Source organism: Phyllobacterium sp., from assembly GCF_037994425.1.
GTDB lineage: Bacteria > Pseudomonadota > Alphaproteobacteria > Rhizobiales > Rhizobiaceae > Phyllobacterium.
In genome coordinates, this window is sequence record NZ_JBBNAM010000022.1 from 1 (window position 1) to 23186 (window position 23186).

The following is a 23186-nucleotide window of genomic DNA, read 5'->3' on the forward strand; positions in this document are numbered from 1 at the left end:
GAGATTTCCAATCGCATTACGGTGCTTCGCGACGGCGCGCTCGTGGGCGTCTATCCCGTCGAAGGCATGACGCAGTCGCGCATCACCGAACTGATGACCGGCAAGTTCTTCGACCAGCATGTGCGGGCAAAGCCTGTTGCGGGCAATCCGGTTGTGCTCGACGTAAAGGGGTTGACCCGCCCGGGACAGTTCGAAGACATCTCCTTTACCGTAAGGCGCGGCGAAACGCTTGGTATTACCGGGCTTCTCGGTGCAGGACGCACAGAACTTGCCCTCTCGCTTTTCGGCATGCTCAAACCATTATCCGGCGAGGTCTTGCTCGAAGGCAAACCCGTCAAGTTTTCGTCCAATCGCGAGGCGATTGCGGCCGGTGTCGCCTATCTCTCCGAAGACCGGCTTTCGCTCGGCCTGATCCAGCCGCAGTCGATTGCCGACAACCTCGTGATCGCTTCCCTCGACCGCATCAGGGCAGGTGGGCTTTTGTCTGATCAACGCAAGAGACAATTGGTCGCCCATTGGGTCAGGGAACTTGGCGTCAAGATCGGCAGGCAGGACGACGCTGTCTCCACCCTTTCCGGTGGCAACCAGCAGCGTATAGCGATCGCCAAATGGCTCGCTACCGACCCGAAGCTCCTCATCCTCGATGCCCCTACGGTCGGCGTCGATGTGGGTGCGAGGGCCGGCATCTTCGAGATTGTCGCCAAGCTCGCCGAGAGTGGACTTGCCATCATTTTGATCTCGGACGAGGTGCCCGAAGTCTATTTCAACGCGGATAGGGTCTTGCACATGGCACAAGGCCGCATGGCTGGCTGGTTTGACCCGCAAAGCGCCACGCTTCAAGAAATCGAGGCCGCCGTCTATGCGTAAGCTCATCCAGTCTCATGCCACGGAATTCGCGCTCCTTGCCGTGATAACCGCCCTGTGCATCTTCTTGTCGTTCGCGACTGCGAACTTCTTTTCGCTCGGCAACGCTTTTGATCTGCTCAACACAAGTTCGGTCAATATCATCTTTGCCGTCGGACTTCTCGTCGTCCTCATTGCCGGCGGCATCGACATCTCCTTTGCTGTCGCAGCCTCGGTCGTTCAATATGGAACGGCGCTGATCCTCGGCTGGATAGGAGGCGGCGGGTGGATCAGTGGACTTTTGATCGCAGGTGGGCTCGGCATTCTCCTCGGCTGTTTCAACGCCTTCCTCATTCACCGCTTCAAGATCATCTCGATCGTCGCCACCATCGCCACCTTCAACATCTATTTCGGGCTTCTGATGTTCTTCACGCAAGGCGTGTCGATCTACGACCTGCCGGACTGGCTCACGGAGCGCGTCGTTCTCTTCGAGCGGGAAATGGCTGACGGTACCTGGGCGGAGATCACGCTGCCGGTACTCGTGATGGCGTTCTGCGTGCTCGCAACATGGCTGCTCATCACGCGAACGACGACCGGACGCCAGCTCTATGCCTTTGGCGACAATCCGGAAGGGGCGCGCCGCTTCGGCATCGATATTGGCGCCATGCAGTTCATTGCATTTGGCTGGCTCGGCATGATGGCCGGCATTGGCGGGCTCATCCAGGCCCACTATGCGCAGGAGGTGGTGCCGAACGCGCTCTATGGGCGCGAACTCGACGTTCTTGCCGCCGTCGTTCTCGGGGGAGCGCGCCTCGGTGGCGGCAAGGGATCAGTGTTCGGTTGCGTGCTCGGGGTTCTTTTGATCTCGATCACGCAGAACGGTCTCAACCTCATGGGCGTCTCGCCATTTGCCTTCAAGATGATCATCGGTGCCATCATCCTGATTGCGATCACGATTTCCAACACGCGACTTGAACGGCTCCTGCCGTTCCTGCGCACGCAAGGATCCAGGCCATGAATGCGATCCACCGTATTCGCGATTTTCTCGGCCCCGAGATAGCGGGGCCAGGATTCGCTCTCATAGCCGTCATACTATTCTTCGGCATCGCCTCGCCGCAGTTCCTGAGCTCCGCAACGTTTGGTTCGGTGGCGTTCCAGCTGCCGGAACTTGGGCTCCTGACGCTCGCAATGCTGCTGCCCGTCCTGACCGGCGGTCTCAACCTTGCGATTACCTTCACGGCCAACATAGCCGGATTGACGGTCGCGTGGGTGCTGCAGGCCAGCGGGGGCATCGATGCCAGCCTGGCCTCCTTCGTTTTCGGCAGTCTGCTCGCGATCGGCGTCGGGGCTTTGACCGGCGTGGTGATGGGGCTGGTGATTGCCTATACGCGTGCACACCCCATCCTCGTTTCGCTCTCGATGATGATCTTCGTGCGCGGCCTTGGCGAGTTTTTGACGCGCGGCGGTGATGTTTCAGGCTTTCCCGCCTTTCTCCAGCCGATCGGCCATGGCAGTTTTGTCGGCATTCCGATACCGCTCCTGATCTTCATCGCCTGCGTGCTTATCTGGCATGTTCTGCTGACGCGCATGAAGCTCGGTTTCAACACCTACATGATCGGTTCCAATATCGAGGCTGCCCGCTATTCCGGCGTCAATACGCGCAAGGTACTGGTGCTGGTCTATACACTTTCGGGCGCCATGTGCGCGGTGGCGGGTATCATCATGCTTGCCCGCTTCAACTCGGTGCGGGTCGGACACGGTGAATCCTATCTGCTGATCACGGTGCTTGCCTGCTTCCTTGGCGGCGTCAATCCGTTCGGCGGCTTCGGCCGGGTCATACCGGTCTTCGTCGCGCTTGTCGTTCTGCAGCTTCTCTCGTCGGGCCTCAATCTTATGGGGGCCAACCAGCATCTGGCAACAGCGGTATGGGGTATCCTCCTGCTGGCCGTGATGATCCTGCGTTGGCTCGCCGCTCAGATCATGATTTTCAATCGCAGGAAAGGGTAGAACAATGTCTGTTCAGGGTTTTGGCGTTCACACCAGCATGTGGACGATGAATTGGGATCGAGCGGGCGCTGAAAAGGCCATCGCTGCCGCAGTCAAATACAAGATGGATTTCATCGAGATTGCCCTGCTCAATGCGCCTGCGGTCGATGCTGCCCACACCCGCGCGCTTTTGGAAAAACATGGCCTGCCAGCCGTCTGCTCGCTCGGCCTGCCCGAACGGGCTTGGGCGTCGGTGCGTCCGGATGCAGCGATCGAGCACCTCAAGATTGCCATCGACAAGACCGCCGAAATGGGCGCCGTGGCGCTTTCCGGAGTAATCTTCGGCGGTATCGGCGAGCGCACGGGCGTGCCGCCGACACAAGGCGAATACGACAATATTGCCCGGGTGCTGACGGAAGCGGCCAAACACGCCAGACCGCTCGGCATCGAGCTCGGCGTTGAAGCAGTGAACCGCTACGAAAACCACCTGATCAACACCGGGCGGCAAGCGGTGGACATGATCGAGCGCGTCGGCGCTGACAACATCTTCGTGCACCTTGACACCTATCATATGAACATCGAGGAAAAGGGCGCCGCCAACGGCATTCTCGATGCGCGCGAACATCTGAAATATATTCATCTTTCTGAAAGCGACCGGGGAACGCCGGGATATGGCAATTGTCCCTGGAATGAAATTTACGCGGCGCTGGCGGCCATCGGCTTCAAGGGCGGCCTTGCCATGGAGAGCTTCATCAACATGCCGCCCGAGGTCGCCTACGGGCTTGCCGTGTGGCGCCCTGTCGCCAAGGACGAGGAGGAGGTCATGGGCAATGGACTTCCATTTTTGCGCAACAAGGCCAAGCAATACGGTCTCATCTGAAGCCTGGCAGGCGGAGCGCAGCGTCCGCCCCCCCCGCTCGCAGCACCGAGCGATTATTGCCGCAGCACCTCTTTGCGGCATTCACGCGCGCGGCTCGGCATCACTGGGTGATGAAAATCGGATGGCTGCCTCGACGTTCGCGGGCAGCCTGAAGCGCCGGCGATATTCACCCGGCGTCAGTCCAGCGAGCCTGCGGAATAGACGGCGGAAAGACGCAAGGTCCGAGTATCCCACCTCAAAGGCAACCTCTTCGATCGGTCCGGACTCAAGTTCAAGCATTTGCTTGGCTTCCTCGATCCGAAGCCATTGAATATATTCAAGTGGTGCGTAACCGGTTGCTTTTCTGAACCGTCGATCAAATGATCGCTTCGGCAGTTGGGAAAGATCGAGCAGTTCAGATAGAATTTCCGTGGATTGGTAATTCGAAGCGGCATATTCCTGGCACTTTTTGATGGCCGCGTCACCGTGGTCGCCATTTGCGAGCATCGATGCATATGGCAATTGGCCTTCTCGATGCCATTGATAGAGAAACAGCTTGGAGACGCGGATCGCTTCTGCCGTTCCGGCATGACGGGCAATCAAATACAGTGTGAGATCCTGCCACGAGGATGCTCCCCCAGCGCAAACGATGGAGTGGCCGGGACCTGCCTGCACCAGGATGCGCTCTTCCTTAAGGTCGACCTTGGGAAACTGGCTACGGAACAGCGGCGCGTACATCCAGTGGGTCGTGGCCGAATATCCATCCAGCAGCCCCGCCTCTGCAAGAACGATCGAGCCTCCGCAAGCCGCAAGCAGTTTTGCCCCGCCCCGGTGCATCGCGACGATCCAGTCAAGCAGCCTGCGGTCCAGAGCGCGCACGGATTGGGGCGTGTCTACAAGCACGTTTGGAACGAGTACGTAGTCGGTCTCCTCGATATCGTCGATCGTTGCCTGGGGCATGATGGTCACACCCGTGATCAGGGTCAAAGGACCGGGATCGGCCGCAACGAGGCGCGGGGAAAACAGCACTTCGCTGGTCGGCTCGTTGGAACTGCTTTTCCAGTCAGCCCCAGCGATCCAGAGGGTATCGAAGATACCGTACATGATCGAGGGGTCACATTCGTGAAAAGCCACGATGCTGACCCGCAACGGCTGTCTCCGGTTTACGGAATGTGGCTCAACCCGCTTCATAGCGGCTAGTTTGCCTCTGTTGAGAACAGTTCGCAACACGTAAACAACGCCTCGAAACGGCGGCGACCCGCCGCTCACTGAAAGGGATGGTTATCGCAATGGAGCTGAACGCAGAAAAATTGCAGGCGCTTTTGGGCGTCATGGTCAATGAACTCGGTGCGGCCCAAAACGCCGCCCTCGTGATCGTGGGCGAGGAACTTGGCCTTTATCGCAACATGGCGGGTCGGGGCCCGATCTCAGCTGCCCAACTGGCGGACGCCACCAACACAGGGGAACGCTATATCCAGGAATGGCTCTCGGCACAGGCGGCATCTGGATTCGTCGAGTACGACCAGGCCACGGGACTGTTCGAACTTTCTTGCGAACAGGCGGCGGTCTTTGCGATTGATGACAGTCCGGTCAACATGGTCGGAGGCTTCCTGGCGCTTGAGGCCGTTTACGCCGATCGTGCGAAGCTGACCAACGCGTTTCGACACGGCGGCGGTGTTTCCTGGCGGGAGCGATGCAACTGCATGTTCTGCGGCACTGATCGATTTTTTCGGCCGGGCTATAAGGCCAACTTGGTACCGAACTGGTTACCTTCCCTTGAGGGGGTCATCGAGATGTTGGAGCGCGGCGCTTCGGTAGCGGACGTCGGCTGCGGGTTCGGCTCATCGACGCTGCTCATGGCCACTGCTTTCCCGAACTCGGAATTCATCGGCATCGACTTTCACGCCCCATCAATCGAGCATGCAAGCGAGCATGCGAGGGGATTGGCCAATGTGCAGTTCATGACTGCGCGGGCACAGGACTTCGTTGGCGCGGGCTTCGATCTCGTCACGATATTCGACGCGCTTCATGACATGGGTGATCCTGTCGGAGCCGTTCGTCATATCGCAAACGCAATTAAGCCTGATGGTATTTTGATGCTGGTCGAGCCGATGGCAGGTGACAACCTGGAGGACAACCTCAACCCGGTGGGCCGCGTCTTCTATGCAGCATCGACCAACACCTGTGTACCCGCCTCTTTGGGCCAGGAAGTGGGCGCAGCGCTTGGTGCACAGGCTGGTCAGGCGAAGCTGACAAAGGTCCTCAACGCGGGAGGGTTTTCGAAGGTCCGCAAATCGGCCCAAACCCCCTTCAACATGGTGCTTGAGGCTCGTCTGTAGTCCTTGCTGCGGCGGAACCAGTTGCTGTCGTAGCCTCGGTCGGCGATTAGGTGCGAAGCGGATGGCAGTGCGTCGATAACAAGCCTGGCACCTTTGTGGGCGCTCATCTGGCCTTCCGACAGGAGCAGGATGATGGCTTGCCATGGCCATTATGCCGCTGACCACCTTGCGATCGTCGACCCGCGGCACACCATGCGACAGTGGGAAATGCGGGGAAATCCGCGCCATCTGACGCTCGCTCAGCATAAACAATTCACCCATCAGAACCTCCTTCAACAGAGACTCTGAATCACATCTCAACCGAACTTAATAGGTCCTGATCCTAGAAAATATGCCACTAAGAAAAGAACTGCCGGCCGTAATATGGCTGCCAATACCAAAATGATTCACGTTCGGGTCGATGATGATATTCGTGACGAGGCTTCCTCGGTTCTTGGATCGTTTGGTCTTTCGGTTTCAGACGCCGTTCGAATGTTTCTTCATCGCGTCGTCGCGAGCCAGAGCTTTCCTCTTGAACTCAAGGTTCCCAATGAAACAACCCGTGCCGCTCTTGCTGAGGCTCGTGAGATCAGGGAGGCTAGTAGGGCTCGCTTTGCGACACCCGAGGAGCTTTTCGCTGATCTCGATGGCAAGAAGGTAGGTTCTGCGAGAAATCAACTTGAAAAAGCCAAGCGCCGCTAGACGAGCCCCTCTTCCAAGAGCATCTGAATATACCAAGCAATTTCGAAAAGACTGGGACCGATACAATAAGGCCCGGAAAATGGATATGAATCGCGCCATCGAATTGATGGCGCTGATCATTCTGAAGAAGCCGTTGGGAGCAGAATGGGCCGATCACGAGCTTTCCGGTAACGAGTGGAAAGGGGCGAGGCAAGCACACATCGGCGGTGATTTTCTTCTGGTCTATAATGCCGATGATGACTTCGTCGAATTCGTCAAGCTCGGCGCGCATTCAGAGTTGTTCGGACGATGAAAAATGGGGGCACAGGATGCGCGAAATCGCTATCGCTTCATTCTTGAGCGGCCCATCATGCTAAACTGGTGCAGCGCTCGATTTACTCGGGCGGCCACGCTCATAGACGCACTGCGCTCGGCATAACCCGATTCGAATGGTCGGCCGGTACAGGAACGCATGGCCGCCTTTCTTGCGTCGCGTACAGGTGCCTGCGAGGTCCGGCAGGTACTTCATGTACTTTATTTAATTTGACGAGGAATCATTCCGTGCAGCAGTGTAGCGGTGGGGTGGGACGCTTGGGAGACAATAATGAACAAGGCACCGCCACCCGAAAGTCCTTCGCTGGACTTGATGATCTATTTATTGAGCGCTGAACCTTTGGAGGAACCGAGAGGGGGCTGGTTGGAACTGACAGCTGACCACTACCCGGACTCGACGCTGGGCGACTATCTCACAACACTGAAATCGATCATAGCCAACGCCTGCGATCTGAATGTTCATGCCCGTCGCGAACGAGCCATCGTCTACGAATTGCAGTTCTGGCAAAATTACGATCCCTTGATATCTCCAGATGTGCCAATCGGCGAGGTGGTCAAAATATTCAAGCGGCGTGGGCATGACCACGTCCCTCGCGACCTTCACTGACGACGTCCGGGGCGCGGGCACCTCAGTCTGGCGTTGCCTGAGGCTTTCGCCGACTTCTCAGACGCGATGGGTCAGACGTTCCAGCAGGCAAAACTCAGAACGCCTGCGGGCGACGCTCGCGACCTAGCCGTTGGAAAGGCCCCCTGAAGCTTTCCGCTTAAGATCGCCAAGAAGCGCCCGGACGTGGCTGAGGTCGGGCGTTTCGAGCCCCTCTGTGAACCGACCATAGGCCTGAGCAAGCATCTCGATGGCCCGCTCAAGTTCGCCGCGCTCGGCCCAGAGCCGCGCCAGGGCCGCCTTCGCCCGCAGTTCGAGCATCATTGCACCCTGATTGGCGGCAATGTCTACTGCGCGTTTGAAAGCCATTTCCGCCGCCAGGCGCGCTTTTTCGGAAGGATCGAGCAACAGCAGTTCTCCGCGTTCTCGTTCGAGCTCGGCATCGCACCAGGTCTCCAGGGTCCCTTGAGCAATCTGCGCCGCTTCGGATAGGAGTTTTAGCCCGGCGGAACGTCGTCCTGCCTTCCGGTGAATCGCCGCAAGCAGACAAAGGTAGTGGGGCATCCGCAGCCCTGCGCCCGTTTGCGCAAATTCAACGAGTGCCGCACGGTAGGCATCGTACCCTTTCTGACGCTGCCCCTGTTGTGCAATCGCCCAGGCGAGCACCAGCGCGCTCCAGGCTCCATAATAGTCGAACCTGTATGTCAGGCACAGACTGCGGGCTTCCTCGGCGATACGCATGGCTGCCACAGGCTCGCGTCTGAACTGATGCAGCATGGCAAGGTAGGCAAGTGTCATCGCGATGCTGAAGGGGCGCGCACCTTCCCTTGCGAGCGCCACTCCTTCCATGGCGATCTTGAGAGCACGATCAGGATAGCCGAGATGCCAATCACAGTGCCCGATATAGACGCGGCAGAATGCGATCGTATTGATGCCATAGAGCTCGGACTGAAGACGGCCATAGCGCTCGGCAGTGTCAACGCCCTTCTGAAGCCAATCACGGGAAGTCTGGAATTTGCCGAGATGAAATGTCGGCGCTCCGGCGAAATGACAGGCCTCGACGAGAAACGCCGGGTCGCCGATCCTTTGCGCAAGGTCGACCACTTCGTCAATCATTCGCGTCGCATCGCGAAGGTCGGCACGCACATGATAAACGTATCCGAGGCCCCTGATGGAGGTGAAGAGATCGGCATCGTTTCCAAGTTCGCGGCTCAACTCCTGGGCACGGAGATAAAGCGCCCCCGCTTCGCTCGAGGCGAAGCCCGTCGTGGCCAGGATCGGCCCGCCGAGTGCCAGCTGCAAGGACAGTTCCAAGCGCGCGCGAAGCGCACCAGGAGGTAGGGCGGCGAGGCTTGCAAGCCCCGACCGCAGGTGCGCGATTGCTTCCACATTGGCGGATCGGCCGGCTGCCAGCACGCCTGCCTGCAACCAGTATACGACCGCCTTTTCGCACAGCCCCGCATCATCGAAGTGACGTGCGATCAACTCCGGCCGTGCCTCAACGGTCTGGGGGAATTTTGCTTCAAGCGCGGTGGCAATATTGGCATGCAATTCCTGGCGTCGCTTGCGCAGGAGGCTCTGATAGGCGGCATCTCGCACCAGCGCGTGCTTGAAGACGTATATTGTGGCCGGCGGGACGCCACTGCGGAAGACGAGTTCGGCGGCAACCAGTCGTTCCAGCGCCGCCGCCAGTTCTGCCTCCGGCATCGGGACAACCGCAGCGAGCAGTTCGTGATCGAATTCACGGCCAATACAGGCGCCGATCTGCGCCACCTCCTTGATCGGGGCGAGCCGATCGAGGCGTGCCATCAGCGAATCGTGAAGCGTGGAGGGAATGGCTAGCGGCTGAAGCGGGCCACCGACAACGTAGTGGTCACCTGCGTCCCTGAGTAGTCCCGATTCTATGACAGCCTTGGTCAGCTCTTCGGTGAAGAGCGGCACACCTTCCGTCCGGGCGAGGATCTGATCGAGTACCTCGTGCGGCAAGGCCTTGCCACCGGCGACCCGTTCGACGAGCGACCCAGCCTGTTCATGGGTCAACCGGTTCAATGACAGCAGCGTCACATGCGGCATGGCGATCCAGGGCGGCGGCAGCTCCGGCCGGAACGTCGCGATAAGAAGAACTGGTAGTTGCTGAAGTCGTTCGACCAATTGATCGAAGAGCTCACGTGAAGTCGGATCAAGCCAATGGACGTCCTCAACCACCACCAGCACGGGACTGTGCCGTGCCAGTCCCTCGAGTTGCGCGAGAAATGCCCGGAAGAGAAGCCCTTTCTTTTGCAGGGACGACAATCCTCCAATCCCAACGGCATCTCCTGGTCTGATAGGGATGCCAAGCACATCGGCAATTAGCGCCAACTCCTGTTGCGAGGTTGACGATGGCTGAAGCAGGCTTGCAAGTTTGTCGAGGCGCCGCTCCCCATCATCATCCGTCTCAAATCTAGCCGCCCGCTCGAGTTGGGTTATGAACGGGAAGAGCGCGCTGTTGACGTGATGCGGCGAGCAGGCGTAGCGAAACGATGTCTTGGGTTCATCCTGGAGACGCTCGCGCAGCGCAAGCACAAGGCGCGATTTGCCGATGCCGGGTTCCCCGGAAATCAGCGCGACATGGCCGCGACCATTCTTTATCTGTTGCCAGCGCGACAAAATGAGCTCCAGTTCGTCGCTGCGGCCGACGAGTGGAGTGACCCCTTTGCCATGAAGCGCTTCGAACCTGTTCTCCGCCTTTCCCTCGCCGGTCACGCGCCAGCTCTGCACTGAACCTGCAAAGCCCTTCAGTGTCGCCGGAGGGAGCGGGTCGAGTTCAAACAGATCGCCGACAAGCCGGCGCGTATTATATCCGATCACCACTGCGCCTGGCTCCGCCAGTTCCTGGAGCCTGGCGGCCAGATTCGGCGTATCGCCGGCAATCCCGCGCTCCTGCGCCTCCCCCACTCCAAGGAGGTCTCCAACCACGACGATGCCCGTCGCAATGCCGACGTGCGCACTGAGGCGATCGCTGTGGGCCTGCAATTGCGAAATTTCGGCAACGATCGTCAGGCCCGCGTGCACGGCCCGTTCGGCATCATCCTCATGGGCCTGCGGATAACCAAAATAGATGAGCGCGCCATCACCCATATATTTGGCAACAAAGCCACCGTGTTTGCCGACGATTGCGCCAACCCGCGTGTGGTAGGCTTGCAGCAATTCCTGCATGTCTTCCGGGTCGAGACGAGCGGAAAGGGCGGTAGAGCCGACCAGATCGCAAAACATGACCGTAAGTTGGCGCCGTTCGGCTCGATCCGGGAAAGCACGCGTTGCCGTCAATTCACCGACGGCATCAAGGATCTTCCTGCGATGGCCGACGGCCGCAACGCCAATTTCCTTAAGGTCGGCCGCAGTCAATCGGGGCAAGACATCGAGGTCGACCCCGTTGTCGCGAAATGCCTGCTCGTAGGATTGCAGGCCAAGGTTGCGCAGCCACAGCCCAATGTCCAAGTTACCTCACAGTACTGGTTGGCTTGGCGTTCCGGTTTACGCAGGGGAACCTGTCAGGGTTATATCTGGCCCCGATCGCCACCAGTCGTGCATCGTTGCGGCCATCAGCCCGCCACACACTGCCAGTTCCCTCCTTGCCAAGGACATTGACGTAGACGTTACCAGCCTCGTCCTCTGCAAGCGCGATCCGTTCGCCCTGATGCTCCTTGTATTGAACATCGATCATGAGATCGCTTCCCTTCGATGGTGCGCCTCTTGTGATGGAGAGTGACTGCCGAGGATGTCGCGCTGCGCGACTTTCTTGCTGCCTCGCATCTTCCGATCCCCTTGGCTATAGTTCCCCGATCTTGCATCGATTGTCGTTTTTCGCCCTCAATTTAGCACTGAACGGGACTGGAGGCGATTTCAAATCAGCCTCGTTGCGTCATTCGGCGGGGTCTCCCGATACTTCGTGGGTGATAAATTGTTGACAATTGGCAGTCTGCAATTTATCACCCACCTTGGGACAATTCAGCCTTCGGCAGCAATCAGGACGTCTGACTTTTCCCGGCAGGCCGAGGCCCAGCTCTCACGCCAAAAAACAGGGGGTGCGGGGGAAGGCGAATGGAACTGGAAATGCATTGGAGATCAGACAATTGATGACAGATATCACGGCCCAGGCCATACGTTTTATCGAGCAAACCACTTATGGTGACCTGTCGGATGAGGCACTTGCCATTGGTCGCCGCTGCATGGTCGATACAGCCGGGCTCTATTTGGCGGGCAGCCGCGAAAAATCTGTTCGCATCCTGATCGCCGATGCCCTGGCGCAGGGCGGCCGGAAAGACGCACCGCTGCCGGGCAACGGACCGACACGGGTTCCGGCCCCTTTGGCGGCCCGTGTTTGGGGCACCGCCGGGCACGCCCATGATTGGGATGATACCCAGGTTTCCAACGATCCCGCCCACGTCTACGGATTGCTCACACACCCGTCGGTCCCACCACTCACGGCAGCCCTTATCGTCGCGAGCCAAAGGGGTGAGGTCGATGGTCGTGAGCTGATGCTCGCCTTTCAGGTGGGCTTCGAAGTTGAATGCAAAATCGCCGAATGGATGAAGCCGCGTCATTATCGGCGTGGCCATCATACGAGCGGAACCGTCGGCACGTTCGGCGCCGCCGCGGCAGCCGCAAAACTGCTCGGGCTGAGCGGCGGCAAGCTTGCTCATGCCCTTGGACTGGCGGCGAGCCTTGCGGCAGGGATACGCGTCAATTTCGGCACCATGACCAAGCCACTCCATGTCGGTCGGGCCTGTGAGAACGGCGTTACCGCTGCCTTCCTCGCCGCGCAGGGGTTCGAGGCGGATCCCTCCGCGCTCGATGGGCAATGGGGCTTTTTCTCCGTGATGGGCGAGGGATTTGACGCGGACAAGGCGGCGTGCGGCTTTTCCGGGCCCTTGACCATCGTCGAACCTGGCGTCAGCATCAAGCCATATCCGTCAGGTATTTTGACGCATCAATCCATGGATGCGATGTTGCAGCTCGTGACGGAGCATGATCTGAAAGCGGAGGAGGTTGAACGCATCAGGTTCTTTGCCGGCAAGAACATCATCGAACCGATCCGCTATCCGATCGCGAAGGATCACCTCCAGGCAAAGTTTTCGATGCCGGCATTGCTTGCGATGATCCTCTTGTGCCGCAGGGCAAGCCATCACGAATTCGAGGATCATTTCGTTGCTGGCCAGGCCATGCAGGATCTGCAGGCGCGCACGGATGTCATTAATGACCCGGGTATCGACGCTGCTGGCTATGACAAGATCCGTTCGCGTATTGAGGTGACGACAAAGGATGGCCGGATCCTGGTCCAGTGGGCTGATGAACGCTACCGCGGTGGGCCATCGAAGCCGATCAGCGATGCGGGGCTGGACGACAAGTTTCGCATGTGCGCCGAGGGCGTGATCGGCACAAGGGCTCAAGAGGAACTGCTGACACTTGTACGAAATGTCGATCACGGGGGGAATATCGATCGGCTGGTCGCGCTGATCAGCGGAGAGGAATGAACAGACTTGTCAAGTGAGCAAGCCGTTCCGAAGAAGCGGTGATCAAATGGGAGAGAGAGATGAGCTTCATGAAAACTATAAGCGTGGCCGCCGTTGGCCTTGCCACGCTCGCATTCGCATCGGCAACCGCTGGGGCTGAACCACTGCCTTATCCAAACAAGGTTGTCACCCTGGTCACGCATTCCAGCCCCGGCGGTGGCAGCGACGTTTTCCTGCGCGAGATGACCAAATATCTCGGCAAGTACATCGATGCGACATTCGTCGTCGAGAACGTTCAAGGTGGCAGTGGCGCAAAGGCCATGGCCCGCGTTGCCACGAGCCCGGCTGACGGAAGCGTCTTTTATGCAACGACGCCCACCTACATCTACACGTCCTTGATGAGCAAGCCACAGAGTTCCTATAAGGACATGGAGCCGCTGGTGAATATCTTCGCCGATAGCGAGGTGATCTATACGCGCACGGACGGACCGTACAAATCGCTGAAGGATGTCATCGAACATGCCAAGAAGGAACGTGGGCGCTGGGGCGCCGCCAATCCGGCTTCGCTTGAACGTCAGGCGGCAGAGCAGTTAAAGCGCGCCGCGGGTGTGACGCCGGCCATCGTCACCCATGAGGGCGGCGGCGACATGATGCTCAACGTTCTCAACGGAACGCTCGACATCGGCATCGGTGAAATCCAGGAACTCCGCTCGCAGCTTGATGCGGGCAAGATTACGCTGCTTGCAACGTTCAATCCGGAGCGCATATCGGAAAAGCCGGACGTACCCACCGTCAAGGAACTTGGCTATGATGTCGCTCTGGTAAAGTTCCGTGGCCTGGCCGGACCGAAGGGCGTGCCTGAAGCCACACGTGCAATCTGGGACCAGGCGGTGAAGAACCTGCTCGACGATCCTGACTACAAGAAAGCCTATATGGCCGAAGTGCTCGTCCCTCAATTGATTGGCGAGAAGGACTATCCGGCCTTCATCAACAATTTTGCCACGTCGACCGAGCAATTCCTCAAGTCGACGGGCGCGATCAAGTGATCGTCGCGGGGGGCGGTCGCGGCCGGCTCCCCGTCAACATTTCAGCGTGAGGGCCGATCGATGCAAAAAGACATTCTAAGCGGCGCAGTTCTTTTTGCCGTCGCCGGCCTCTATTATGTCTGGTCCAGCGAGATCGCCGACAGCACGCTGTCGGATGAAGTAGGTGCAGCTGGCCTACCGCATGCTCTGGCGGCGGTGCTTGCCATTCTCGGATTGCTTCTCATCGGCCGGACCCTGCTGGGCGCCCGATCGCGCCGGGCGACGATTGCGGGTGATGAAGACGACGGCAATGCTCGTTTGCCTCGAGCGATCGGCTTTCTTTTGTTTGGCGCAGCCTACGTCGCCCTTTTGCCTTTTGTCGGCTACGTGGCCGGGACCGCACTCCTGATCGGCGGCGTGGCGCTCTATGAGGGGGCTCGGCGCAATTGGGTGGTACTTGCCGCTTCCATCGGCGGCGGCGTTCTCTATTGGGCGGTCTTCGTCAAATTGCTCGGCGTGCATCAGCCCGTAGGCGCGCTCTTTCAAGGATTGATCGGATGACCACATTTCTGGACATCATCCGGCTTCTGACTGAAACGCCTCTGGTGTTCGTCGCGATCGCCGGTCTTACCTGGGGCATTCTTGGCGGAGCTCTTCCTGGCATCTCCGCCTCGATCACCATGGCTCTGGTCCTGCCCTTCACCTATACAATGGATCCTGCCCAGGCCATCGCCTTGCTTGCCTGCGTTTATATCGGTGCCGAATATGGCGGATCGATCCCCGCCATCCTGATACGGACACCGGGTACAAACTCGTCGGCCGCGACGGTCATCGACGGCTATGAGCTCAACCGCCAGGGGAGGGCAGGAGAGGCGCTCGGCATTTCGCTGATGTCGGGGGTCATCGGCAGCCTTTTCGGACTCGCCATGCTGATCCTGCTCACCGAACCGTTGTCCTGGCTCGCGTTGGCCTTCACCCCTGCCTCTTATTTTGGCCTTGGCATCCTTGGTCTCAGCGTCATCGCTTCGATGAGCGGTGAATCACTGATCAAGGGGCTTGCGGCGGCAACGATCGGCCTGATGATCGCAACGGTCGGTACCGACCCGATTTCCGGTGTCACGCGCTTTACCTTCGACATTCCGGATTTGCTCGGCGGCGTCGAGCCCGTTCTCGTCATGGTCGGCCTGTTTGCTCTGACGGAATTGATGAGCCAGTCAGGCTCATCGTCGACGACGCAGCTGAACCAGAACATCAGGATCAAATTACCCAGCCTTGCCGTCATGAACAGGCTGAAGCGGTCGCAATTCATCGGCTGCATTCTCGGCCTCTTCGAGGGCCTGACCCCAGGAGGCGGCGGATCCATCGCCGCCTTCATGTCGTATAATGAGGCAAGGCGCTGGTCGAAAACACCACACCTCTTCGGCAAGGGTTCGGAGGAGGGCGTCGCGGCGCCGGAGGCAGCCAACAACACCGTGGCAAGCACGGCCCTGATCCCGCTCCTGAGCTTCGGTATCCCGAGCTCGAATTCGACCGCCGTCCTTCTCGGCGGACTGTTGATGCATGGACTTATCCCGGGCCCGCGACTGTTCGAACAGAGTGCCCAGGTCATCGACAGTATCTATGTAGGCTCGTTCATCGCGATCATCGCCCAGATTGGCATCGGCATCATCATTCTTCCCGCCTGCATCTGGTTGGTGAACCGGCCAAGGCCCTATCGCGCAGGGTTTATCTTTGCCCTCATCCTTTCCGGCATCTACACGCTCAACAACAGCCTGTTTGACCTTGGCATCGCCCTCGGCCTCGGTTTGGTCGGCTTTATGATGCGCATCGCCCGCTTCCCCGTTCTGCCGATGATCCTCGGCGTCGTCCTCGGCCATATGGTGGAATCGAGCTATCGGCGCTCACTCGTGCTCTCGGGTGGCGATCACATGATCTTCCTGCAGGATCCGATCGCCGTTTGCCTCCTTGGCGTTGCACTCATTTTCGTCGTCTTCTCGCTTAGCCGCGAATTGCGCGACGCTCGCAGGACAAAGATAGAGGAAGCCCATTCATGAACCAGACCGTCCCGACATCCACGCCCCTTGCTGCAAGGCTGGCTGAATTTGCAGCTGGCGCAAAACCGCCCGAACCGGTCAAGGCCGTCGGTCGCCGGCTGCTCGTTGATATTGTCGGCCTCGCTGTCGCGGCACGCAATACGCACTACGTTCGTTCGGCACTGGCAAGCGCCGTGGATGAGGGAAAGTGTAGCGTCTACGGACACAGCCGCCGCGTCGGCGTCTACGATGCCGCTCTGATTAACGGGACGGCTGCCCATGGCGAAGACTTTGACGATACGTTCGAAGGTGGGCCGATCCACGCTGGAGCCGTCATCGTACCCGCAGTTCTTGCGATAGCTGAACAGCGTGGGCTCGACGGGCATGCCGTCATGCGCGGTATTGCCGTAGGTGCCGAGCTCATGTGCCGTATGAGCCTTGTGGCGCCTCAGGCAACGCACAAGGCTGGCTTTCATCCCACGGCAATTTTTGGCGCACCTGCGGCTGCGGCAGCAGTCGGCGCAGCGCTCGGTCTTGGCGCCGAGGCCATCACCAGGGCTCTCGGCATTTCGGGTAGCCTTGCCTCCGGGATCATTGAATATCTCGCGGACGGGAGTTCGACCAAGCGTCTTCACGCTGGCGCAGCGGCGCAGTCGGGATTGCGAGCCGCGCTGCTGGCTGAGGCCGGGTTCACCGGCCCTGTCACCGTCTTCGAGGGCTCCCACGGCATCTACAAGGCCTTCGCACCTTCGAAGACACCCGACTTTTTGCCCTTGATTGAAGGCCTTGGTCGAAACTGGATCGTCGAGACTCTCGCATTCAAGCCCTATGCCTGCGGAACGATGACCCAACCCTTCATCGACTGCGCCAGACAATTGGCAGCAGCCGGCGTCAGGGCGGAGGAAATTGTCTCCATCACCTGCAAGGTTGGCGACGGCACTGTGCATCGCCTCTGGGAGCCGCTTCAGGAAAAGCACCGCCCACCCAACGGCTATGCCGGCAAGTTTTCTACGCCGTACTGCATGGCGGTCGGCTTTCTGGATGGCCAAGCGGGGCTCGGCCAATTCACCGATGAGCGGGTGGCGGACCCGGGCGTGCGCGCACTGGCCGCCAAGATTTCCTACGAAGTGAATCCAGATGATCCTTATCCCAGAAACTTTACCGGCCATCTGAAGGCGTTCCTCAAGGACGGGTCAGTGCACGAGTTCCATCAGCCGCACATGCGTGGCGGCGCGCATGAGCCGCTGCCTGATGCCGAAATGTCGGCCAAGTTCGAGGCAAACCTGCGCTTTGCAGGCTATTCCAATAGTGCGATCGCGGTCCTGCGGTCGCGGCTCGATCAGGTGGCGGATGGAGGTACGGTCGATCTGTCAGGGGCACGCCCATGAGCACGACAGGTCGTGAACTTGAAGGCCGTGTCGCCCTTGTCACCGGCGCTTCGCGCAACATCGGGCGTGCCATAGCGTTTGCACTCGCGGAGGCAGGCGCGATGATCGCCGTCGTGGCCAGATCCGATCAGGCAGCAGCCGAAGCGGTCGTTGACGAGATTCTGTCCAAGGGCCGCCCTGCCGTCGCCCTTCTCGGCGATGTGGCGCAGGAAGCCGATGCAAAACGTCTTGTTGGCGACACCGTCGAGCGGCTTGGCCGTCTTGACCTTCTCATCAACAATGCTGCGGTAAGGCGCGAAGCTCCGATAGAGACGCTGAGCTTTGCCGATTGGCGCGAGGTAATGAGCGTGACGCTGGATGGCGCGTTTCTGATGAGCCGTGCAGCAATACCCTATCTTTGTTCGAGTGAGTGCGGCTCGATCATCAACGTTGGCGGATTGACCGCCTATACCGGCGCGGTGCATCGGGCGCATGTCATATCGGCCAAGGCCGGCCTCGACGGTTTCACCAAGGCGCTCGCGCACGAGCTCGGCCCACGCGGCGTTACGGCAAACCTTGTATCCCCCGGAATGATTGACACGAACCGGGTTCAGAGCTCCGCGGGAGGCGAACCGGCTCATCACCATACGACGCGCACGCTCGTCGGCCGTCGCGGCACCCCTGATGAAGTTGCGGCGGCAGTCCGGTATCTCGCCAGTCCGGCGGCCCGCTTCCTGACTGGCCAGACGCTGCACGTCAATGGTGGCGCCTTCCTGCCCTAAAAGACGGCCTCGCTGCCAGTTTCGATTGATCGAACCACGCGATGACCACTGGTCATTGCGTATAATGGTCGCCAAAGGACGGCATCTTCATGTCTGATCTTTCTGCTTTTCCGAGTGCGCCGCGTCTCCGCTCGCTATTCATGCTCTGCTTCAAGATCGGAATCCTGAGCTTCGGCGGGGGGCTGACGGGCTGGCTCTATCAGGGTTTTGTTCTTCACAACCGATGGATTGATGAAGACGAGTTTGCAAGCAGCCTTGCTATTTCGCAGATGCTACCAGGGGCGAATGTCGTCAATCTGGTCATCTGCATGGGTGAACAGCTTCGCGGGCCTTTCGGGGCGATTGCTTGTGTGCTCGGCTTTCTGGTCGGTCCCTTTTTCGCCGTCATCGCGTTTTGCCAGGTTTTCGATGCGCTGGCGCAATTTGCACTGCTTCCTGCCATATCCGACGGCGTCGCCTTCGCCGCCATGGGCCTTTTGGTCGTCATGTGCGTGCATGGCGTTCGTCGGGCCATGCGCTTTCCGCCCTCTGTCGGCATCGTCGCAATGACCGCCGTTCTCATTGGACTGTTTCAGTTGCCGCTTATCCCCGTCGCTCTCATCATGGCGCCGGTCAGTGTTGCGATGGTATGGCGGAGGACCTAATTTTGCGGTTTGATACGCTCATCGCCCTCGCCGTCGTGTTCGTTCCCTTTTCGCTGACCTCGATCGGCGGCGGCAGTGCCATCGTGGCCGGCATCCAGCACGAAGCCGTGATCGTCCACCAGTGGGTGAATTCGCGTGAGTTTCTTGATCTGTTTGCCGTGTCACGTGCTGCTCCCGGCCCCGGCATGATGCTGGCGACTGCCATTGGCTGGCGCATTGCTGGCTGGCTCGGCGCCCTCGTTGCAACCCTCGCGCTGTTTGTTCCGTCTTCGCTGCTTTGCTATTCGGTGTTCAAACTGACTAACAACCACCGCCAGAAACGATGGCACCGCGCCATGCGTGAGGGGCTGGCGCCGGTCGGCATCGGATTGATTGTCGCCGGTATCATCTCGCTGTTCCAGCTATCCAATGGCGGGGTCCAGGCGATCGTCATCGTCAGTCTCGCTGCCGCCATATTCTACTGGTTCCCGCGATTTCCGGTGCTCGGCGTACTGATCCTCGGCGGACTTGCCGGCGCGCTCCTTTCGGGCCTGCCCGGCTGACGCAAATCTTAAGCAGCAAGCTGCCTGAATTGCACGAGCCGGCTGGCGAGCTTGATGGCGTTTTCAAAGGCGCCTGTATCTGCGACACCCCGGCCGACAATGTCGAAGGCAGTGCCGTGGGCCGGTGTGGTAAAAACCGTATCAAGCCCCGCGGTCACCGTGACACCGCGATTGAAGCCGCGCAATTTCGTCGCGATCTGGCCCTGGTCGTGATACATGGCAAGAACGCCATCGAAGTCGCCGGCGAAAGCCTTGAGATACACCGTATCGGACGGAAACGGGCCCTTGCAGTCGATTCCCTTGTTCGCCATTGTTTCGACTGCAGGCCGGATGATATCGATCTCCTCGTTCCCGAACAGGCCGTTCTCGCCCGCGTGCGGATTGAGCGCTGCAACGGCAAGCCGCGGCGCGGCGATGCCGGCCTTTCGCATCATCGTCGTGGCAAGGACAATCGCATCCTCGATCGCCTGCTGCGTGATCTGCTCGACTGCCTGGCGCAGCGATACGTGGGAGGTAACGCGGGACATCCACTGGTTGTCGAGCACATTCATCTCACTGAAATAACCGCGGTGGTTCAGGAGATGGGCGAACATTTTGTGTTCGTCCGGAAATTTCCAGCCGCCGTCATACATCGCTCGCTTGTTCAAAGGCGCAAAGCTCACCGCATCGACATCACCCGCCTTGGCAAACTCAATCGCTTGCGCCAGCGTGTCGCCAGTCGACCGGCCGGACTCGGCGCTGCCGACGCCCGGCGCATATAACGCGGGATCGGTATTGCCGAGATCGATCAGCGGGACCGCACCGTCCGACCAATTAACGGCAGCGGGCGAGTCATAGCGTCGATACGCAAAGGAAACGCCTGCCTGGCGCATGCCAAGCTCAAGCACGCGTTTATCGCCGACGACGACAATGCGAGCCACCCCCGACATTCGGCCATCGTGAAGAACTCGCGCCGTCTGTTCGGGACCAATGCCAGTGCAATCGCCTGGCGTAAGTGCAATCTTGGGCAACGGAGGCGTCATGATTTCCTCGACAATTTCTCTGAAGACTCCCCGATCGCCTTGGCCACCGCCCTGCCGCAAGCGTTCGTATCGGCTGAGCCCTGAAGGTCACGGGTACGGAGCTCTGGATCGGCAAGTACGCTCTCGATTGCCGCAACGATTGCGGCGGCAGCCTGCGGATGACCGAGATGATCAAGCATCATTGCGCCCGCCCAGATCTGCCCGATCGGATTGGCAATACCCTTGCCCGCAATATCCGGGGCGGAGCCATGGACCGGCTCAAACAGGGAAGGGAAGTTCCGCTCGGGGTTGATATTGCCAGAAGGCGCTATGCCGATGGTCCCGGTGCAGGCCGGGCCGAGATCGGACAGAATGTCGCCGAACAGATTGGACGCCACGACCACATCGAAGCGATTCGGATTGAGCACGAAATGCGCGCACAGAATATCGATGTGGTACTTGTCCCAGCGCACGTCACCGTAGGATTTGGCCATTTCCTCGACGCGCTCATCCCAGTAGGGCATGGTGATCGAAATGCCGTTCGACTTGGTGGCGGAAGTCAGGTGCTTCTTGGGGCGGCCCTGCGCTAGATCGAAGGCGAAGCGGAGTATCCTGTCGATACCGACGCGGCTCATCACAGTCTCCTGCACGACGATTTCGCGGATCGTCCCCGGATACATCTTCCCGCCGATGGAGGAATACTCACCCTCGGTATTCTCGCGCACGACGAAGAAATCGATATCACCCGGCGCGCGTCCGGCAAGCGGCGAGGGAACACCAGGCATCAGCCGGACCGGCCGCAGGTTCACATACTGGTCGAATTCGCGGCGAAACTGCAGGAGCGAACCCCATAGCGAAATGTGATCCGGTACCTTTTCCGGCCAGCCGACGGCACCGAAATAGATTGCATCGTGTCCGCCGATCAGATCCTTCCAGTTCTCCGGCATCATGCGGCCATGGTGTGCGTAGTAGTCACAGGAAGCAAAGTCGAAGCTATCGAACTTCAAATCGATATCGAACCGGTTGGCAACCGCCTCAAGGGTGCGGATGCCCTCCGGCATGACTTCCTTGCCGATACCGTCGCCGGCGATCACAGCAATTTTGAGGCTATTGGCGGGCATTGGTCTTGTCCTACTCGTTATCGCCAAGAATGGCTGCGCACACTGCTTCGGTTACCATGTCCGTCGTTGCCGTGCCGCGCAGGTCGGGCGTGTGCAGTGCAGGGTCGGCAGTGACACGCTCGATTGCTCGCATGAGGCGTGCTGCCGCTTTGGGTTCGCCGAGATGCTCCAGCATCATCACCGCCGACCAGAAGGTTCCAACCGGATTGGCGATTCCCTTGCCGGTAATGTCGAAGGCCGAGCCATGGATCGGCTCAAACATGGAAGGGAATCGCCCCTCCGGGTTGAGGTTTGCCGTAGGCGCTATGCCAATCGATCCGGCAAGGGCGGCGGCAAGATCGGAAAGAATATCGGCATGAAGGTTGGTGGCGACGATCGTATCCAACGATGCCGGGTTGAGCGTCATGCGGACTGTCATTGCATCGACAAGCATCTTGTCAAAGGTAACGTCCGGAAAGTCGGTCGCAACCTCCTTGGCGATCTCGTCCCAAAGCACCATGCCGTGGCGTTGTGCGTTGGATTTCGTGACCACCGTAAGGAGTTTGCGCGGGCGCGAGCGCGCCAGTTCGAATGCGAAACGCATGATGCGGGTGACACCGACCCGGGTAAAAATGGAGACTTCCGTCGCGATCTCTTCGGCAAGCCCGCGATGCGAGCGCCCGCCTTGTCCGGCATATTCGCCCTCGGAGTTTTCACGCACGATCACCCAGTCCAGCTCCTTGGCCGTCACACCTCGGAGCGGACTTTCAATGCCTGGCAGGATTCGCGTCGGCCGCACATTCGCATACTGATCAAAAGGTTGGCAGATGGCGAGCCGCAATCCCCACAGTGTCAGGTGATCGGGCACGTCCGGCGCGCCCACGGCGCCGAAATAGATTGCGTCGAAATCCTTCAGTTGCGCAATGCCATCGTCCGGCATGAGATTGCCATGGCGCTTATAGTAATCCGACCCCCATGGAAACCCCGTGATGGCGATCTCAAAATTGCCATCGCGCCGCGCGCATGCGTTAAGGACCTTGAGACCTGCTGCCACAACTTCCTTGCCGATTCCATCGCCTGGAATGGCGGCGATCCGATATTCTTTCATCGAAGACTCCCGTGTGCTCCGGCATCACACTATTCGGATGCCCAAATTTCTCCAAATTGTCAATTACAAACTGTTGACAATTTACCAAAAAGAGCATGAGTTTCTTGTCACGTCAGAAAACTCGATTGGTAGAGTGTAGAGGAGATACATCATGTCGATCGCCGAGCCGATAGCCGAAATGCCGCCAATGCTGGAAGAGAACGGAACACTGATGCACGGATTTCGCTATCAGCGAATCCAAACCGCCGGCGCCGAAATAAATGTCGCCATTGGCGGGGAGGGACCTCCACTTTTGCTTCTTCACGGCAACCCTTTAACCCACGTTAGCTGGCACCGGATCGCACCGACGCTTGCCCGGAGCTTCACGGTGGTAGCGCCCGACCTGCGTGGTTACGGGGACAGCTCCAAGCCGGATGGGGGCGAAGACCATTCCGGCTATTCTTTCAGGGCAATGGGCGACGACAATGC

At 59.2% G+C, this 23186-nt stretch carries 23 protein-coding genes and 1 pseudogene; 17 read left to right on the plus strand and 7 right to left on the minus strand.

The window, feature by feature from the left end:
- The 4 genes from AAAB35_RS01120 to AAAB35_RS01135 form a co-directional block, all read left to right on the plus strand.
- Positions 1-867, plus strand: an 867-nt coding sequence (locus AAAB35_RS01120; RefSeq protein ID WP_340666411.1) for a sugar ABC transporter ATP-binding protein, incomplete at its 5' end; no start/stop codon positions are given.
- Positions 860-1861 (plus strand): ABC transporter permease, encoded by a 1002-nt coding sequence (locus AAAB35_RS01125; protein ID WP_340666412.1) that lies wholly within the window; start codon positions 860-862, stop codon positions 1859-1861. The genes AAAB35_RS01120 and AAAB35_RS01125, both read left to right, overlap by 8 nt.
- On the plus strand, positions 1858-2850 hold the full coding sequence (locus tag AAAB35_RS01130) for an ABC transporter permease (RefSeq protein ID WP_340666413.1): 993 nt from the start codon (positions 1858-1860) through the stop codon (positions 2848-2850). Before AAAB35_RS01125 ends, AAAB35_RS01130 begins: the two co-directional genes overlap by 4 nt.
- Positions 2851-2854: 4 nt before the next feature.
- A complete protein-coding gene (locus AAAB35_RS01135; RefSeq protein WP_340666414.1) occupies positions 2855-3709 on the plus strand; it encodes a sugar phosphate isomerase/epimerase family protein in 855 nt (284 codons plus the stop codon).
- 81 nt (positions 3710-3790) lie between these two features.
- On the opposite strand, the gene AAAB35_RS01140 is transcribed toward AAAB35_RS01135, so the two are convergent.
- Positions 3791-4879 (minus strand): helix-turn-helix domain-containing protein, encoded by a 1089-nt coding sequence (locus AAAB35_RS01140; protein WP_340666415.1) that lies wholly within the window; start codon positions 4877-4879, stop codon positions 3791-3793.
- Between the two features lie 98 nt (positions 4880-4977).
- Here AAAB35_RS01140 and AAAB35_RS01145 point away from each other — a divergent pair, with 98 nt between their 5' ends.
- A complete protein-coding gene (locus AAAB35_RS01145) occupies positions 4978-6027 on the plus strand; it encodes a class I SAM-dependent methyltransferase (protein ID WP_340666416.1) in 1050 nt (349 codons plus the stop codon).
- Between the two features lie 147 nt (positions 6028-6174).
- Here the strand turns inward: AAAB35_RS01145 and AAAB35_RS01150 are convergent.
- Positions 6175-6288: pseudogene (locus AAAB35_RS01150) on the minus strand (IS5/IS1182 family transposase); the annotation flags it as partial.
- A 102-nt stretch (positions 6289-6390) separates the two neighbouring features.
- Between AAAB35_RS01150 and AAAB35_RS01155 the strand changes: the two are divergent.
- From AAAB35_RS01155 to AAAB35_RS01165, 3 genes are all read left to right on the plus strand, one after another.
- A complete protein-coding gene (locus AAAB35_RS01155) occupies positions 6391-6708 on the plus strand; it encodes a type II toxin-antitoxin system RelB/DinJ family antitoxin (protein WP_340666417.1) in 318 nt (105 codons plus the stop codon).
- A complete protein-coding gene (locus tag AAAB35_RS01160) occupies positions 6686-7000 on the plus strand; it encodes a type II toxin-antitoxin system YafQ family toxin (RefSeq protein WP_340666418.1) in 315 nt (104 codons plus the stop codon). The genes AAAB35_RS01155 and AAAB35_RS01160 overlap by 23 nt, the downstream gene beginning before the upstream one ends.
- Before the next feature lie 291 nt (positions 7001-7291).
- Positions 7292-7627, plus strand: a complete 336-nt coding sequence (locus tag AAAB35_RS01165; protein WP_340666419.1) for a hypothetical protein — start codon at positions 7292-7294, stop codon at positions 7625-7627.
- 123 nt (positions 7628-7750) lie between these two features.
- Here the strand turns inward: AAAB35_RS01165 and AAAB35_RS01170 are convergent, their stop codons facing one another.
- Together AAAB35_RS01170 and AAAB35_RS01175 are read right to left on the minus strand one after the other, a co-directional pair.
- Positions 7751-11101, minus strand: coding sequence for an AAA family ATPase (locus tag AAAB35_RS01170; protein ID WP_340666420.1), 3351 nt, complete (start codon positions 11099-11101; stop codon positions 7751-7753).
- Between the two features lies 1 nt (position 11102).
- Positions 11103-11327 carry a hypothetical protein gene (locus AAAB35_RS01175; protein WP_340666421.1) on the minus strand — a complete coding sequence of 75 codons (225 nt, stop codon included), beginning with the start codon at positions 11325-11327 and terminating at the stop codon, positions 11103-11105.
- Between the two features lie 412 nt (positions 11328-11739).
- Between AAAB35_RS01175 and AAAB35_RS01180 the strand changes: the two genes are divergently transcribed.
- The 8 genes from AAAB35_RS01180 to AAAB35_RS01215 all read left to right on the plus strand — a co-directional run bounded on the left by AAAB35_RS01180 (position 11740) and on the right by AAAB35_RS01215 (position 19509).
- Complete coding sequence (locus AAAB35_RS01180) at positions 11740-13137, plus strand: MmgE/PrpD family protein (protein WP_340666422.1); 1398 nt, start codon at positions 11740-11742, stop codon at positions 13135-13137.
- Between the two features lie 59 nt (positions 13138-13196).
- The gene (locus AAAB35_RS01185) at positions 13197-14162 is read left to right on the plus strand and encodes a tripartite tricarboxylate transporter substrate binding protein (RefSeq protein WP_340666423.1); all 966 of its coding nucleotides are present in this window, start codon (positions 13197-13199) and stop codon (positions 14160-14162) included.
- A gap of 60 nt (positions 14163-14222) precedes the next feature.
- On the plus strand, positions 14223-14702 hold the full coding sequence (locus AAAB35_RS01190; protein ID WP_340666424.1) for a tripartite tricarboxylate transporter TctB family protein: 480 nt from the start codon (positions 14223-14225) through the stop codon (positions 14700-14702).
- Entirely contained in the window at positions 14699-16195 is a 1497-nt protein-coding gene (locus AAAB35_RS01195) for a tripartite tricarboxylate transporter permease (protein ID WP_340666425.1), read from the plus strand. Before AAAB35_RS01190 ends, AAAB35_RS01195 begins: the two co-directional genes overlap by 4 nt.
- Positions 16192-17562: an MmgE/PrpD family protein gene (locus AAAB35_RS01200; protein WP_340666426.1), complete on the plus strand. Its 1371-nt coding sequence runs from the start codon at positions 16192-16194 to the stop codon at positions 17560-17562. The genes AAAB35_RS01195 and AAAB35_RS01200 overlap by 4 nt, the downstream gene beginning before the upstream one ends.
- Positions 17559-18323, plus strand: coding sequence for an SDR family oxidoreductase (locus tag AAAB35_RS01205; RefSeq protein ID WP_340666427.1), 765 nt, complete (start codon positions 17559-17561; stop codon positions 18321-18323). Before AAAB35_RS01200 ends, AAAB35_RS01205 begins: the two co-directional genes overlap by 4 nt.
- An 89-nt stretch (positions 18324-18412) precedes the next feature.
- Positions 18413-18967, plus strand: a complete 555-nt coding sequence (locus AAAB35_RS01210; protein WP_340666428.1) for a chromate transporter — start codon at positions 18413-18415, stop codon at positions 18965-18967.
- Positions 18968-18969: 2 nt separating this feature from the next.
- Positions 18970-19509 carry a chromate transporter gene (locus AAAB35_RS01215; RefSeq protein ID WP_340666429.1) on the plus strand — a complete coding sequence of 180 codons (540 nt, stop codon included), beginning with the start codon at positions 18970-18972 and terminating at the stop codon, positions 19507-19509.
- An 8-nt stretch (positions 19510-19517) separates the two neighbouring features.
- Here AAAB35_RS01215 and AAAB35_RS01220 read toward each other — a convergent pair whose 3' ends face one another.
- From AAAB35_RS01220 to AAAB35_RS01230, 3 genes are read right to left on the minus strand one after another with little or no spacing between them, the layout of a single operon-like run.
- Entirely contained in the window at positions 19518-20531 is a 1014-nt protein-coding gene (locus AAAB35_RS01220; RefSeq protein WP_340666430.1) for a 4-hydroxythreonine-4-phosphate dehydrogenase PdxA, read from the minus strand.
- Positions 20528-21631, minus strand: a complete 1104-nt coding sequence (locus AAAB35_RS01225; RefSeq protein WP_340666431.1) for a tartrate dehydrogenase — start codon at positions 21629-21631, stop codon at positions 20528-20530. Before AAAB35_RS01225 ends, AAAB35_RS01220 begins: the two co-directional genes overlap by 4 nt.
- Positions 21632-21641: 10 nt before the next feature.
- Positions 21642-22718, minus strand: a complete 1077-nt coding sequence (locus tag AAAB35_RS01230; RefSeq protein WP_340666432.1) for a tartrate dehydrogenase — start codon at positions 22716-22718, stop codon at positions 21642-21644.
- Between the two features lie 151 nt (positions 22719-22869).
- Between AAAB35_RS01230 and AAAB35_RS01235 the strand changes: the two genes are divergently transcribed.
- Positions 22870-23186 (plus strand): alpha/beta fold hydrolase (locus AAAB35_RS01235; RefSeq protein WP_340666433.1); only part of this gene is annotated, 317 nt, incomplete at its 3' end.